This is a genomic window from Pseudonocardia sp., assembly GCF_035305885.1.
Classification (GTDB): Bacteria; Actinomycetota; Actinomycetes; order Mycobacteriales; family Pseudonocardiaceae; genus Pseudonocardia.
This window is the reverse complement of the sequence record NZ_DATGOP010000068.1, coordinates 13,943-26,071: the sequence shown is the minus strand read 5'-3', so window position 1 is coordinate 26,071 and position 12,129 is coordinate 13,943. Positions and strand designations below refer to the sequence as shown.

Genomic DNA, 12,129 nt, shown 5'->3' with positions numbered 1-12,129 from the left:
TCCACCGGCGCCCCTCCGCCCCCGCGCGTCCGGCGTGCCGGCGCGCGGGCCGACCGATGCCGCTCCGGAAAGCCACCGAAAGCCGAGGACGACGATGTCCGAACCCACCCCGTCGCGCCCCGCACCGGCCGACGACCCGGAGAAGGCCCGGGCCGCCGTCCGCGCGGGCGTGCTCGCCTACTTCGTCGACCAGTTCGACATCTACCTGCCGATCGTCGTGCTCGCCCCGGCGACGGCGTACTTCCAGTCGACCGACCTCGACCCGCAGACCTCCGCGATCCTCACCGCGCTGGTGTTCGCCTCGACGCTGATCGCCCGGCCGCTCGGCGCGGCCGTGTTCGGCCACTTCGCCGACACGACCGGCCGCAAGAAGACCACGCTCGTGGCGGTCGCCGGGTTCGGCATCACCACGCTGCTGATCGCGTGCCTGCCCGGCTACGCCTCGATCGGGCTCTGGTCGGTCGGGCTGCTCATCGCGCTGCGGTTCGTCGACGGCTTCTTCCTCGGCGGCGAGTACACCACCGCGGTGCCGCTCGCCATGGAGTGGAGCCCGCGGCACCGGCGCGGGCTCATCGGCGGGATCATCACGTGCACCTCGCCGGGGGCCTACGCGCTGATCGCCGCGATCACGCTCGCGCTGCTGCAGGTGATCCCGTCGGACGGGCCGGACTCCGCCTACGCGCAGTGGGGGTGGCGCATCCCGTTCGTCGTGGGCGCGCTGCTCGCCGCGGTGCTCTTCCGGCAGTACCTGCGCGAGGTCTCCGAGCCCCCGACCGAGCGCACCGCCAAGGGCGCCAGGTCGCCGCTGGCCGAGCTCGTGGCGGGCCGCCACCGCGGCGCACTGCTGCAGGTGTTCGTGCTGATGAGCGGCATCTGGCTGGTCAACAACATGACCAGCGCGGTGCTGCCCGGCCTGCTGGCCTCCGACCTCGGGCTCTCCAGCACGCAGGTCAGCGTGGTCATGCTCGTCACGATGGCGCTGGTCGCGGCGTCGTTCCCGCTGTACGGGATGCTGTCGCAGCGGGTGGGCCGGCGCGGCTTCTACACCGGCTTCGGCGTCGCGATGGTCGTGGTCGGCGGCGGGGCGTACGCCGTGCTCACCACGACCCGTCCGGCGTTCGGCCCCGCCCTCGCCCTCTCCGTCGTCGTCGGCGTCGCCACGCTCGGGGCGTTCGGGCCGATCGCGGCGTACCTCACCGAGCGGTTCCCGTCCGCGGTGCGGGCGAGCGGCTACGGCGTCGGCTACAGCCTCGCGCTGATCATCCCCGCGTTCTACGCCTTCTACCTCGCCGGGCTCTCCGCGGTCCTGCCGGCCGCGCTCGGGCCCGTGGTGCTCGTCGCGGTCGCCGGCCTGCTGGTGACGGCGGGCGCGCTCGCCGGCCCGGAGACCAAGGACGTCGACATGCGCGACCCCGAGCACCGCCTCACTCCCCCGGCCGCTACGAAGGAGGTCGCCCGGTGACCACCAAGACGATCATCAGCTGCGCGGTGACCGGCTCCATCCACACGCCGAGCATGTCCGACGCGCTCCCGGTCACCCCGGAGGAGATCGCCCAGCAGTCGATCGACGCCCACCGCGCCGGCGCGGCGATCCTGCACCTGCACGCCCGCGACCCGCGGACCGGGCGACCGAGCCCCGACCCGGCCGTCTTCGGCCGGTTCCTGCCGAAGATCACCGCGGAGACCGACGCGATCATCAACATCACCACCGGCGGCAGCGCCGAGATGAGCGTCGAGGACCGGCTCGCCGCCGCCCGCACCCACGTGCCCGAGCTCGCCTCGCTGAACATGGGCTCGATGAACTTCGTGTTCGCCGGGGCCGCCGACCGGGTGAGGTCCTGGCGCCACGACTGGGAGGGGCCGTACGTCCGCGGCTCCACCGGCCGGATCTTCGCGAACACGTTCGACCAGATCGAGCGCACCCTGCGCGAGCTGGGCGACGGGCTCGGCATCCGGTTCGAGTTCGAGTGCTACGACGTCGGGCACCTCTACACGCTCGCCCACTTCCTCGACCGCGGGCTGGTCCGGCCGCCCCTGCTCGTCCAGACGATCTTCGGTGTGCTCGGCGGGATCGGAGCCGACCTGGACAACTTCCGGCACATGGCGATGATCGCCGAGCGCCTCTTCGGCGCCGACCACCAGCTGTCCTGCTTCGCCGCGGGCAGGCACCAGATGGCGTTCGCGACCGCGGCTGCGCTGGCGGGCGGGCACGTCCGGGTCGGGCTGGAGGACAGCCTGTACCTCGAGCGCGGCCGCCTCGCGAAGAGCAACGCCGAGCAGGTCGAGAAGGTCGTGCGCATCCTGCGCGAGCTCGGGCGCGACATCGCCACCCCCGACGAGGCACGGGCCCTGCTCGGGCTGCGTGGACGAGAGGAGACCCGATGACGAACGGACTGCTCGCCGGCAAGGTGGTCCTGCTGGTCGGCGCGAGCACGGGGATCGGCGCCGACGCCGCCCGGCTCTTCGCCCGGGAGGGCGCGGCGGTCGTGCTGGCGGCCCGCACGGAGAAGACCCTCGCGGACCTCACCGACGAGCTCGTCGCCGACGGCCACGACGCCGTCCACGTCACCGGGGACGTGAGCTCGGCGGCCGACGTCGCGCGGTTCGTCGACACCGCGCTCGACCGCCACGGCCGCCTCGACGGCGCGTTCAACAACGCGGGCATGAACCAGTACGGCCGCCTCGACGAGGTCCCGGAGGCGGACTTCGACCGGATCATGGCCGTGAACGTCAAGGGCACGTGGCTGTGCCTGCGCGAGGAGATCCGCGCGATGCGCGAGCGCGGCGGCTCCATCGTCAACACCAGCAGCATCGGCGGCTTCCGCGGCAACACCGGGCTCGGCGCCTACCAGGCCACCAAGCACGCGGTCATCGGGCTCACCCGCACCGCGGCCCACGACAACGGCCCGCTCGGCATCCGGGTCAACGCCATCGCGCCCGGGCCGACCGAGACCCCGATGCTGACCGCGTGGCGCGAGGGCGACCCGGAGGGGGTCGCCCGGCGGATCGCCGCCGTCCCGCTGCGGAAGGCGGGCACGACCACCGAGGTCGCCGAGGCGGCGGCGTGGTTGCTCAGCGATCGGGCGAGCCAGGTCTCGGGCGTCGTCCTGCCGGTGGACGGAGGGCTCACCGCCTGAGGGTTCCGCTGGACCCGCTCGCCGCTTTCCGCCCGCCACCCGGCCCCCACCGGCGCGGCGCCCACCGCTCCGCCGCGAGGGACGCCGCGATGACCCGCCCCAGGTGGTGGAGCGGCCCCCGGCGGGGCAACCGCGCGATGCGCGGGGCGAGATCCGGCAGCCGCCGGTGCCCGCCGCAGGCGACGGCGTGCGCGACGTGCAGGGCGGCCAGTGGATGGCTGTCCAGGGCGCTGTGGCCGAGGCCGGGCAGGGGCACCAGGACGGCGTCCGGGGCGAGGCCGGCCACCTGTTCGGCCACCGGGCGGGGCGTGCGCAGATCGCGCTCGCCGGAGACCACCGCCACCGGCCAGGGGAACCCCGGCAGCGCCGCCTGCAGGTCGTAGGGCTCGCCGGTGAACGGCGGGTGCCGCGCCGCGGCGGCGGCGAACACGACCTGCGGGTCGAGGGGGTGGCCGTCCGGGGGCGCGCCGCACCCGAGCTCGCCGTACGCGATGCCGGCGACGAGGTCGGGCTCCACCATGAACGGCACGCCACCGCCGTCGACCTCGCGCGCCCCGGCGCGCGCGATCCACCCCCAGGTGCGCCGGGCCCGGCCGGCGCGCAGGCGCTCGAGCATCCGCTCCAGCACATGCGGGCCCGCGGCCTCGTACACGATGGGCACGACGCGGCCCGCCGAGTTCCCCGCGACGACACCGTCGGCGACGAGGCCGCGCAGCAGGGCGGCCGCGCGGGCGGTGTCCGGGGTGTCCCCGTCCCACAGCAGCCGCCGCAGGTGGGCGCGGACGACGGGCAGGTCGCGCGGGCCCGTCGTCGGCGAGTCGAGCACCATGCCCGCCACCCGCTCCGGGTGGCGCAGCCCGAACCCCTGCGCCAGGTACGTGCCGTACGAGGTGCCGTACACGACGGCGCGCTCGACACCGGCGTCGTCGAGCGCGGCGGCCAGGTCCGCCACCACCTGCTCGACGGTGACGGCCTCGACCGGCAGCTCCCGCCCGGAGGAGTCGCGCCGCGACAACCCGACCCCGCGGTGCTCCACCATGATCACGTCGAGGCCGCGGGCGGCGGCGAGCCGGCGCAGGGCGCGGTAGGGCAGCACCGACGCCATCCCGGGCCCGCCGGGCAGCACCAGCACGGGTGTGCCCCCGCGCGGCCCCGTGCGCACGTAGACCAGGTCGAGCTCCGCGGCGCCGTCCGGCAGCACCGGCCGCCGCACCCGGTGCCCGTCCGGCGACGCCGCGATCCGCCGCGCCACCTCGCCCGCTCCCACCGCACGCGCATCCCCCACGCCGGATCGACGTTCGAGACCGCCACCGGGTTCCCCGGCCCTAGGCTGGTGCGGTGGGAGAGCCCAGCGTGTGGTCCACCGCCCGCCTGCCGGTCCCGGACGCCGATGCCGTCGACGTGGACGTGAACGGGATGGAGCTGAGCTGCGCCGTCCCGGACGGCTCGGGCGCGGAGCCGCCGGGCGCCACGCCGTTCGGGCTGCTCGCCGCGTCGCTGTCGGCGTGCACGGCGATGTCGGTGCGCACGTTCCTGCAGCGCTGGCACGTCGACCCGGGCGCGGTCTCGGTGCGGGTCGGGGTGCTCGACACCGTCCCGCCGATGCTGGACCGGCACGTCACCGTCGACGGCCAGGTGCGCACGGACCTGCGCGAACAGCTCGCCCGGGTGATCGACAGCACCCCGGTCACGGTGCTGCTGCGCGACGCGGTCACGATCCGCACCGCGCTGCACACGGGTGGGCGCTGACGGTCAGGCGCGGGCGAGACGGCGGTAGAAGTCGCCGACGACGGCGCTGAACCGGTCGGGCATCTGCACGTTCCACGTGTGGCCGGCGCCCCTGATGACCTGCAGTTCGGCGCCGGGGATGGCCGCGGCGAGCTGCCGGGCCGCGGGCAGGTTGGCGACGTCCCGCGAGCCGCAGAGCACGAGCGCCGGCACGGCGATCTCGTGGAGCCGGGGGCGGAAGTCGGTGTCGGCGACGGCGCGGAGCACGGCGAGCCACCCCGCCTTGGTGAGGCCCAGCCCGGTGGCCACCCGCCGCGGGAGGAGCCGGACCACGGTCCGCTGGACGGCCATCACGGCCGGGTTCGGCGCGACCTGGCTCCCGGAGAGCACCAGCGACGCCACGCGGTGCGGGTGGTCGAGGGCGAGGTGGGTGGCGACCATCGCGCCGAGGGACAGCCCGCACAGGTGGGCCCGCTCGGCGCCGTGCTCGTCGAGGACGGTGAGCAGGCCGCGGGCGGCCGCCGCGAGGTCGTACGGGCCCTGCCCCGCCTCGGCCACGCCGGGGATCGGGGGCGCGATGCCGGCGAAGCCGTCGGGGAGCGAACGGATCTGGTGCTCCCACGAGTCTGGCCACGCGCCGAGCGCGTGGAGGAACACCACGAGCTGCTCGCCGGTCATGCCACCCCGAGCAGGCGGTAGGCGGTGTCCGGGTCGCGGCGGAAATCGGGCGTCGGCACCCGGTGCACGACGGTGCCCTTCTCCATGACCGCGATCTCGTCCGCCACCGCGAACGCCAGGTGCAGGTCCTGCTCCACGAGCAACACGGCGACGCCCTCGGCGCGCAGCGTGCCGACCACCTCGGCGATCTTGTCGACGATCGCGGGGGCGAGCCCCTCCGACGGCTCGTCGAGCAGGACCAGCCGCGGGTTGGTCAGCAGCGCGCGCGCCACGGCGAGCATCTGCTGCTCGCCGCCCGACAGCCGGCCCGCGAGGTGGCGGCGGCGCTCGCCGAGCCGGGGCAGCAGGTCGAGCACGCCGTCGACGGTCCAGGTGCCCCCGCGGCCCCGGGAGGCCAGCGCGAGGTGCTCGGCCACGGTGAGCGTCGCCCACACCCGCCGCCCCTGCGGGACCAGCGCCACCCCGGCGCGCGCGATCCGGTCCGGCCGCAGCCCGGCGAGCTCCCGGCCGTCGAGGTGCACCGAGCCCGCGCTCGGCGACACCAGGCCGGCCAGCGTCATCACCAGCGTCGACTTGCCCACCCCGTTGCGGCCGAGCAGCCCCAGCACGGCGCCCGCGGCGAGGTCGAGGTCGACGCCGTGCAGCACGACGCCCCGGTCGTAGCCGGAGACGAGCCCGCGCACCTCGAGGAAGCTCATGGCAGGAACAGCTCCTCCCGGCGCCCTGCGCCCAGGTAGGCCTCGCGGACCGCCTCGCTCGAGCGCACCTCGTCCGGCTTCCCGGACAGCAGCACCCGCCCGAGGTGCAGCACGGTGACCGAGTCGGCGAGGGAGAAGACCAGGTCGAGGTCGTGCTCGACGAACAGGACGGTGATCTCCTTCGGCAGCGCGGTCAGCAGCGCCAGCAGCCGCGCGCTCTCGGCGGGCGACATCCCGGCCGCGGGCTCGTCGAGCAGCAGCAGGGACGGGCGGCAGGCCAGCGCGAGCGCCACCTCCAGCTGCTTGCGCTCGCCGTGCGAGAGGGCGGGCACCGGCACGTCGCCGCGGTCGGCGAGCCCGACCTCGGCGAGCAGCTCGTCGGCCCGCGCCCGCACCGCGCAGCGGCGGCGCGGCAGCGGCGAGATCCGCCCGCCGTCGTGCCGCGCAACGGCCAGCGCGACGGTCTCGGCCGCCGTCATCGACCCGAACAGGCTCGCGTGCTGCATGGTCTGGCTCATCCCGAGCCGGCAGCGCGCCACGTCCGAGAGCCGGGTGACGTCGCGCCCGGCCAGCTCCACCCTGCCCGTGTGCGCCTTCAAGGTGCCGGTGACCAGCCTGAACAGCGTGGACTTCCCCGCGCCGTTCGGCCCGATCAGCGCGTGCCGCGCTCCCGGCTCGACGGTGAGGTCCACCCCGTCGACGGCCCTGAGCGCGCCGAAGGAGCGGCTGAGCCCGGTGCAGCGCAGCGCGGTCACGACGACCTCCCCCGCGGCAGCCGCACCCCCGCCGCCCCGCGCGGGAGCAGGTAGACGACCAGCACGAACACCGCGCCGAGCACGAGCGTGCCGTGCCCGCCGAGGCTCGGCCCGAGCGCGTCCCTGACCAGGATCACCAGTGCCGCGCCCAGGCAGGCGCCCCACAGCGACCCCGCCCCGCCGATGACCACGGCGAGCAGCGCGAACGCCGCGGTCACGAAGCCCATGTCGGGCAGCGCGACGAAGCGGGCCTGCGCCGCGAGCAGCGAGCCCGCGACCCCGGCGACCCCGCCCGCGAGCACGAACACCGCGTACTTGTACAGCGAGGTCGGGTAGCCGATCGCCCGCATGCGCGGCTCGTTGTCCCTGATCCCGCGCAGCGCGGCCCCGAACGGCGACCGCGCCACCAGCCAGACCAGCGCGAACCCGATCAGGAACACCGCGAGCACGTACCAGTAGGTGAACCCGGCGTTGGCCAGCGGCGCCCCGGCGACGCGCACCGACGGGATCCCGGTGAGGCCGTTCGCGCCGCCGGTGACCGACTCCCACGTGTTGCCCAGCTGCTGCACGACCTCGCCGATCGCGAGCGTGAGCATCAGGAAGAACACCCCGGAGCTGCGGACCGCGATCCAGCCCGTGAGCGCGGCGGCCAGCGCCCCGACGCCCGCCCCGACCAGCAGCGGTACCGGCGCCTGGGCGGTCAGGTGGATCGACACCCAGCCCGCGGCGTACGCGCCCGCACCGAAGTAGGCCGCGTGGCCGAGCGACGGGAGGCCGGTGACGCCCACGAGCAGGTCGAGGCTCACCGCGAACAGCGCGAACACGAGGATGCGGGTGAGCGTGGTGGTGGCGAACGGGGCGAGGAACAGCGGCACCGCCGCGAGCACGGCGACAACCGCCACCGTGACGATCCACGCCCGTCCGCGCGGCGCCCGCGGCGTGACCGCGGCCGCGCCACCCGGGACGGCGGGCGCCTGCACCGCCGTCACCGCGCACCCACCGCCGCGGGCCCGCCGAACAGCCCCTGCGGCCGCAGCACCAGCACCAGCGCGAGCGCCGCGAACAGCACGAACGAGGCCAGCTCCGGCAGCAGCATCCGGCCGAGCGTGTCGACCTGCCCGATGATCAGCGCCCCGACCAGCGCGCCGCGCACCGAGCCGAGCCCGCCGATCACGACCACCACGAGCGCCAGGATCAGCACGGTGGCGTCGAGGCCCGGCCGGGCGCCGTAGATCGGCCCGCCGAGCACGCCCGCCGTGGTGGCCAGCAGCGACCCGACGGCGAACACGGCCGTGGTGACGAGCCGGTTGTCGATGCCGATGGCCGCCACCATGTCCCGGTCGGCGACGGTCGCGCGCACGAGCGCGCCCACCCGCGTGCGCTCGACCACCAGGTAGACCGCGACCGCCAGCACCGCGCCGACGCCGATCAGCACGAGCCGGTAGGTCGGGTAGACCGCGCCGAGCACCGTGACCGACCCGTCGAGGGCCGGTGGGGCCGCCGCCGACAGCGGGTCGTCGCCGAACGCGAGGATCAGGAGCTCGGCCACGACGAACGCGACGCCGAGCGTGAGCAGCGCCTGGTCCAGGTGGGAGCGCCTGCGCAGCGGCGCGGTCATCAGCGACAGCACCGCCCCGGCGAGCAGGCCGCCCACGGCCGCGATGCCGAGCGCGGCGAGGAAGCCGCCCCAGCTGCCGGAGAACGCCGCGCCGAGGTAGGCCCCACCGAGGAACAGCGCGCCGTGGGCGAGGTTGAGCACGTCCATCATCCCGAACACGATCGACAGGCCGACCGCGAGGATGAACAGCAGGAACCCGATGGCGAGCCCGTTGAGGACCGAGACGAGCATCAGACCGCCGGTGGTTGGCTCTGCGGACCGAGGTCCTGCACGACGGCGTTGACCAGCTGGCCGTTCACGTCCTCGACGCGGCGCAGGTAGATGTTCTGCCGCGGGGTCTGGTTCTCGAACGTCCACGGGCCGCGCGGGCTGTCGTCCACGGTGCCGATGCCGTCGAGCGCGGCCGCCAGGGCGTCGCCGTCGAGGGCCGTCCCGCCCTGCAGGGCCCGGTTCAGCACGTTCGCCGCGTCGTAGGTCGCCATCGAGAAGCAGCTCGGCGCCTCGCCGTGGGCGGTGGTGTAGGCGTCGACGAAGGCCCGGTTGGCCGGGTTGTCGAGCTGGTCGCTGTAGTGCAGCGTGTTCTGCACGCCGAGCGCGGCGTCGCCCTGCTCGGGCAGCACGTTGCCCTCGGTGAGGAAGCCGGAGCCGTAGAGCGGGATCGAGCCGGCCAGCCCGAACTGCGCGTACTGACGCACGAACGTGATGGCCTCCGACCCGGAGAAGAAGCAGAACGTCGCCCGCGCCCCCGAGTCCTGGATCGCGGTGAGGAACGGCTGGTAGTCCGACGTGGTGCCGAACGGCGTCTTCACCTCGCCGACGACCTGCCCGCCACCGGCCTCGAACGTCCGCTTGAAGTGTTCGATGACCTCGGTGCCCGCGGCGTAGTCGGGAGCGATCGCGTAGACCCCCTCCGAGAAGCCGGACTCGGCGAGGTAGGTGCCCATGGCGGCGGAGATCTGGCCGTTGGTGAACGAGGTCCGCCAGATGTAGGGGGTGCGACCCGATCCGGTGACGTCCTCCGCGCCCGCGTTGGTCACGATCAGCAGCTTGCGGGCCTCGGCCATGGCGTCCCGGACGCCGAGCGCGGTGGCCGAGTTGACCAGCCCGACGACCACGTCGACGCCGTCGCTCTGCAGGACCTTCTGCACGGCGGGGACGCCGGTCTGCGGGGTCTCCCCCTCGTCGGCGACGACGGTTTCGACCGCACGGTCGCCGAACCGGCCGCCGTTCTGGTCCAGCCAGAGCTGCCAGCCGCGCTGCATGTCCGTGCCCAGCGCGGCGTAGACGCCGGACTGGGGCACGACGAGCCCGACCTTGATCGTGCCGCCGCCCTCGCTCCCGCCGCCCCCGCCGGAGCCGCCGACGCTGCTGCCGCACGCGGAGAGGACCGGCACGGTGGCCGCCGCACCGAAGAGGCCGAGCAGACGTCGCCGGGTGAGCGGGTGGGGGTCCATCGCAGACAGCTCCTCGTCGAACTCGTCATGCCCCGGGGTGAACAATGTCGACGGATCGTTGTCGAGCGCGCGTTCCGCTGTCAACGATCCGGGCTAACCGGGCCTCCCACCGCGATCCGATCGTGACGGAGCCGTGGCGGCACTAGTCTGGCCGGGTGGACGTCCTCGACAGCTACACCGGTCACGTGGACCCGGGCGGCCCCGCCGCCCGCCGCGAGCTCGATGCCCTCACGATCTACAAGCTCTCGGTCGGCCCGATGGACAACAACGCCTACCTGCTGGTGTGCCGGGCCACCAACGAGGCGCTGCTGATCGACGCGGCGAACGACCCCGACCGGATCGCCGACCTCGTGGGCGCCGACGACGGCCGTCCCGAGCTGAACCACCTCGTCACCACCCACCGCCACTACGACCACTGGCAGGCGCTCGGCGCGGTGGCGGGCATGTTCCAGACCCGCCAGTACGCACACCCGCTCGACGCGCCCGAGCTGCCGATCCCGATGGACGAGCTGGTGGACAACGGCGACACGATCCGGTTCGGGGAGATCGAGCTCGAGGTCGTGCACCTGCGCGGCCACACGCCCGGGTCCATCGCGCTGGTCTACCGCGACCCGAGCCCCGGCGGGCACCCGCACCTGTTCACCGGCGACTCCCTCTTCCCGGGCGGCCACGGGAAGACCACCACCCTCGAGGACCACAACCAGCTCATGGACGACCTCGAGGAGCGGATCTTCGGCCGGCTGCCGGACGAGACGTGGTTCTACCCGGGCCACGGCGACGACTCGACGCTCGGGGCGGAACGCCCGCACCTGGGGGAGTGGCGCGCCCGCGGCTGGTGAGGCCGGGCGCGAACGCGCGCGAGCGGGCATGGTGGGCCGATGCGCATCCAGCAGGACACCACGCTCGCGATGAACCTCCAGGTCGAGATCGCGATCCCGGAGCAGGCACGGCACGACGACGGCGCGGCGGAGGCCCAGGTCGTCGTCTGGCCCGCCGGGGGCGACAGCATCCCGGCGGGCCGCAACGAGCGCTGGTCGTTCAGCCCGGACGAAGCCGACCTGCTCGCCCGGGCGCTGCTGGAGGCCGCCGACACCGCGCGGGCGACGACGGCCTGACCGGGTCCGTCAGCCGCCCAGCCCCAGGCGGTTCACGTTCGCGACCCGGCACTCGGCCGGCCCTTCCTGCGCGCGCCCGCTGACCGACCCGCTCGCCTGCGCCCCCGACAGGACCAGCGTCTCGCCCGGCGCGACGCTCGTGGCGACCACGTTGAACTCGCCGACGCGCGGCCCGCCCCGGTCGTTGACGGTCACGTTGATGTTGTAGGACTGCGCCTGGTCGGTGCGGTTGGTGATCTCGATCGTGGCCTGGGCGACGACCGCCCCGTCCTGGCGGACGACCTCGCAGTCGCGCAGCGAGACGTCCTGCGCGGCGGCGTCCGCACCGCCGCCGGTGGCCTCGGCGTCGGGCGTCGCGACCTGGGCGGTCATGGCCACCGCGATCGCGCCCGCGCACAGCACGGTGCCGATGGCCGCGACGACCTTGCGCGTGCCGAGCAGGGCGACCACCCCGACCAGCACGCCGATCACGCCGAGCCCGATCGTCAGGTAGTCCAGGGCGAGGACCTGCGAGCCGACGAGCGCGCCGACGACCCCGCCCACGATGCCGACGACGCCGAGGACCACCGTCGTCCACGCCAGCGCCTCGAAGCGCTTCTTCCGCACGAAGATCGGCTGCGACCGCTCGGCCTCGCCCGCGGGCGCCTGCGAGCGGGCCCGACGGAGCTCCTCCTCGACGGCCTGCCTGCCGGGCGTCGGCTCCTGCCGGCCCGGCGCCGGGTAGTGCTGCTCCGGCCGGCCCGGGAGCCGGTGGGACTGCTCCGGATAGCCGGGCTGCTGCTGCCCCTGCTGCTCGGGGTTCACCGGCCACGGGCGCAGCTGGTGGCCGGGCACCACCGGCGGGCGCACCGGCTGGTGCGGCTGGTGGGGCTCCTGCGGGAGCGGTCGCTGCGCGAACGCCGTCTTCTGCGGAGACTGATGGGGAGCGGTCATCAGGAACGTCCGT

At 74.7% G+C, this 12,129-nt stretch carries 14 protein-coding genes; 6 read left to right on the top strand and 8 right to left on the bottom strand.

The features are described from left to right. Nucleotides 1-94: 94 nt before the first annotated feature. The 3 genes from VKZ81_RS14505 to VKZ81_RS14495 are packed head-to-tail and all read left to right on the top strand — an operon-like array spanning nucleotide 95 to nucleotide 3,137. Complete coding sequence (locus VKZ81_RS14505; RefSeq protein ID WP_324242066.1) at nucleotides 95-1,462, top strand: MFS transporter; 1,368 nt, start codon at nucleotides 95-97, stop codon at nucleotides 1,460-1,462. Further along, nucleotides 1,459-2,385 carry a 3,5-dioxohexanoate:acetyl-CoA acetone transferase gene (gene kce, locus VKZ81_RS14500; RefSeq protein ID WP_324242065.1) on the top strand — a complete coding sequence of 309 codons (927 nt, stop codon included), beginning with the start codon at nucleotides 1,459-1,461 and terminating at the stop codon, nucleotides 2,383-2,385. Before VKZ81_RS14505 ends, kce begins: the two co-directional genes overlap by 4 nt. After that, entirely contained in the window at nucleotides 2,382-3,137 is a 756-nt protein-coding gene (locus VKZ81_RS14495) for an SDR family NAD(P)-dependent oxidoreductase (RefSeq protein WP_324242064.1), read from the top strand. Before kce ends, VKZ81_RS14495 begins: the two co-directional genes overlap by 4 nt. Here VKZ81_RS14495 and VKZ81_RS14490 read toward each other — a convergent pair. After that, a complete protein-coding gene (locus tag VKZ81_RS14490) occupies nucleotides 3,127-4,404 on the bottom strand; it encodes an alpha/beta hydrolase (protein WP_324242063.1) in 1,278 nt (425 codons plus the stop codon). The two genes, VKZ81_RS14495 and VKZ81_RS14490, sit on opposite strands and share 11 nt — an antisense overlap. A gap of 71 nt (nucleotides 4,405-4,475) precedes the next feature. On the opposite strand from VKZ81_RS14490, the gene VKZ81_RS14485 reads away from it, so the two are divergent. Next, nucleotides 4,476-4,886, top strand: a complete 411-nt coding sequence (locus tag VKZ81_RS14485; RefSeq protein WP_324242062.1) for an OsmC family protein — start codon at nucleotides 4,476-4,478, stop codon at nucleotides 4,884-4,886. 3 nt (nucleotides 4,887-4,889) lie between these two features. On the opposite strand, the gene VKZ81_RS14480 is transcribed toward VKZ81_RS14485, so the two are convergent. Genes VKZ81_RS14480 through VKZ81_RS14455 form a run of 6 tightly spaced genes read right to left on the bottom strand, consistent with a single transcriptional unit; the run spans nucleotide 4,890 to nucleotide 10,068 of the window. Beyond that, nucleotides 4,890-5,543, bottom strand: coding sequence for an alpha/beta fold hydrolase (locus VKZ81_RS14480; RefSeq protein ID WP_324242061.1), 654 nt, complete (start codon nucleotides 5,541-5,543; stop codon nucleotides 4,890-4,892). After that, the gene (locus tag VKZ81_RS14475) at nucleotides 5,540-6,241 is read right to left on the bottom strand and encodes an ABC transporter ATP-binding protein (RefSeq protein WP_324242060.1); all 702 of its coding nucleotides are present in this window, start codon (nucleotides 6,239-6,241) and stop codon (nucleotides 5,540-5,542) included. Before VKZ81_RS14475 ends, VKZ81_RS14480 begins: the two co-directional genes overlap by 4 nt. Further along, a complete protein-coding gene (locus VKZ81_RS14470; RefSeq protein WP_324242059.1) occupies nucleotides 6,238-6,996 on the bottom strand; it encodes an ABC transporter ATP-binding protein in 759 nt (252 codons plus the stop codon). Before VKZ81_RS14470 ends, VKZ81_RS14475 begins: the two co-directional genes overlap by 4 nt. Continuing rightward, nucleotides 6,993-7,985 (bottom strand): branched-chain amino acid ABC transporter permease, encoded by a 993-nt coding sequence (locus tag VKZ81_RS14465; protein ID WP_324242058.1) that lies wholly within the window; start codon nucleotides 7,983-7,985, stop codon nucleotides 6,993-6,995. Before VKZ81_RS14465 ends, VKZ81_RS14470 begins: the two co-directional genes overlap by 4 nt. Next, nucleotides 7,982-8,845 carry a branched-chain amino acid ABC transporter permease gene (locus VKZ81_RS14460; protein WP_324242057.1) on the bottom strand — a complete coding sequence of 288 codons (864 nt, stop codon included), beginning with the start codon at nucleotides 8,843-8,845 and terminating at the stop codon, nucleotides 7,982-7,984. The genes VKZ81_RS14465 and VKZ81_RS14460 overlap by 4 nt, the downstream gene beginning before the upstream one ends. After that, nucleotides 8,845-10,068 (bottom strand): ABC transporter substrate-binding protein, encoded by a 1,224-nt coding sequence (locus VKZ81_RS14455; RefSeq protein WP_324242056.1) that lies wholly within the window; start codon nucleotides 10,066-10,068, stop codon nucleotides 8,845-8,847. Before VKZ81_RS14455 ends, VKZ81_RS14460 begins: the two co-directional genes overlap by 1 nt. 155 nt (nucleotides 10,069-10,223) lie before the next feature. Here VKZ81_RS14455 and VKZ81_RS14450 point away from each other — a divergent pair, with 155 nt between their 5' ends. After that, on the top strand, nucleotides 10,224-10,907 hold the full coding sequence (locus tag VKZ81_RS14450) for an MBL fold metallo-hydrolase (RefSeq protein ID WP_324242055.1): 684 nt from the start codon (nucleotides 10,224-10,226) through the stop codon (nucleotides 10,905-10,907). 39 nt (nucleotides 10,908-10,946) lie between these two features. Continuing rightward, the gene (locus tag VKZ81_RS14445; RefSeq protein ID WP_324242054.1) at nucleotides 10,947-11,183 is read left to right on the top strand and encodes a hypothetical protein; all 237 of its coding nucleotides are present in this window, start codon (nucleotides 10,947-10,949) and stop codon (nucleotides 11,181-11,183) included. A gap of 9 nt (nucleotides 11,184-11,192) precedes the next feature. Here VKZ81_RS14445 and VKZ81_RS14440 read toward each other — a convergent pair whose 3' ends face one another. Then, nucleotides 11,193-12,116 (bottom strand): hypothetical protein, encoded by a 924-nt coding sequence (locus VKZ81_RS14440; protein ID WP_324242053.1) that lies wholly within the window; start codon nucleotides 12,114-12,116, stop codon nucleotides 11,193-11,195. Between the last annotated feature and the right edge of the window lie 13 nt (nucleotides 12,117-12,129).

What these genes read in the sequence shown, in the direction of transcription:
- VKZ81_RS14505 (WP_324242066.1), top strand. Translation starts at nt 95, where the DNA reads ATGTCCGAACCCACCCCGTCGCGCCCCGCACCGGCCGACGACCCGGAG.
- VKZ81_RS14495 (WP_324242064.1), top strand. Translation starts at nt 2,382, where the DNA reads ATGACGAACGGACTGCTCGCCGGCAAGGTGGTCCTGCTGGTCGGCGCG.
- VKZ81_RS14480 (WP_324242061.1), bottom strand. Translation starts at nt 5,543, where the DNA reads ATGACCGGCGAGCAGCTCGTGGTGTTCCTCCACGCGCTCGGCGCGTGG.
- VKZ81_RS14475 (WP_324242060.1), bottom strand. Translation starts at nt 6,241, where the DNA reads ATGAGCTTCCTCGAGGTGCGCGGGCTCGTCTCCGGCTACGACCGGGGC.
- VKZ81_RS14460 (WP_324242057.1), bottom strand. Translation starts at nt 8,845, where the DNA reads ATGCTCGTCTCGGTCCTCAACGGGCTCGCCATCGGGTTCCTGCTGTTC.
- VKZ81_RS14455 (WP_324242056.1), bottom strand. Translation starts at nt 10,068, where the DNA reads ATGGACCCCCACCCGCTCACCCGGCGACGTCTGCTCGGCCTCTTCGGT.
- VKZ81_RS14445 (WP_324242054.1), top strand. Translation starts at nt 10,947, where the DNA reads ATGCGCATCCAGCAGGACACCACGCTCGCGATGAACCTCCAGGTCGAG.
- VKZ81_RS14440 (WP_324242053.1), bottom strand. Translation starts at nt 12,116, where the DNA reads ATGACCGCTCCCCATCAGTCTCCGCAGAAGACGGCGTTCGCGCAGCGA.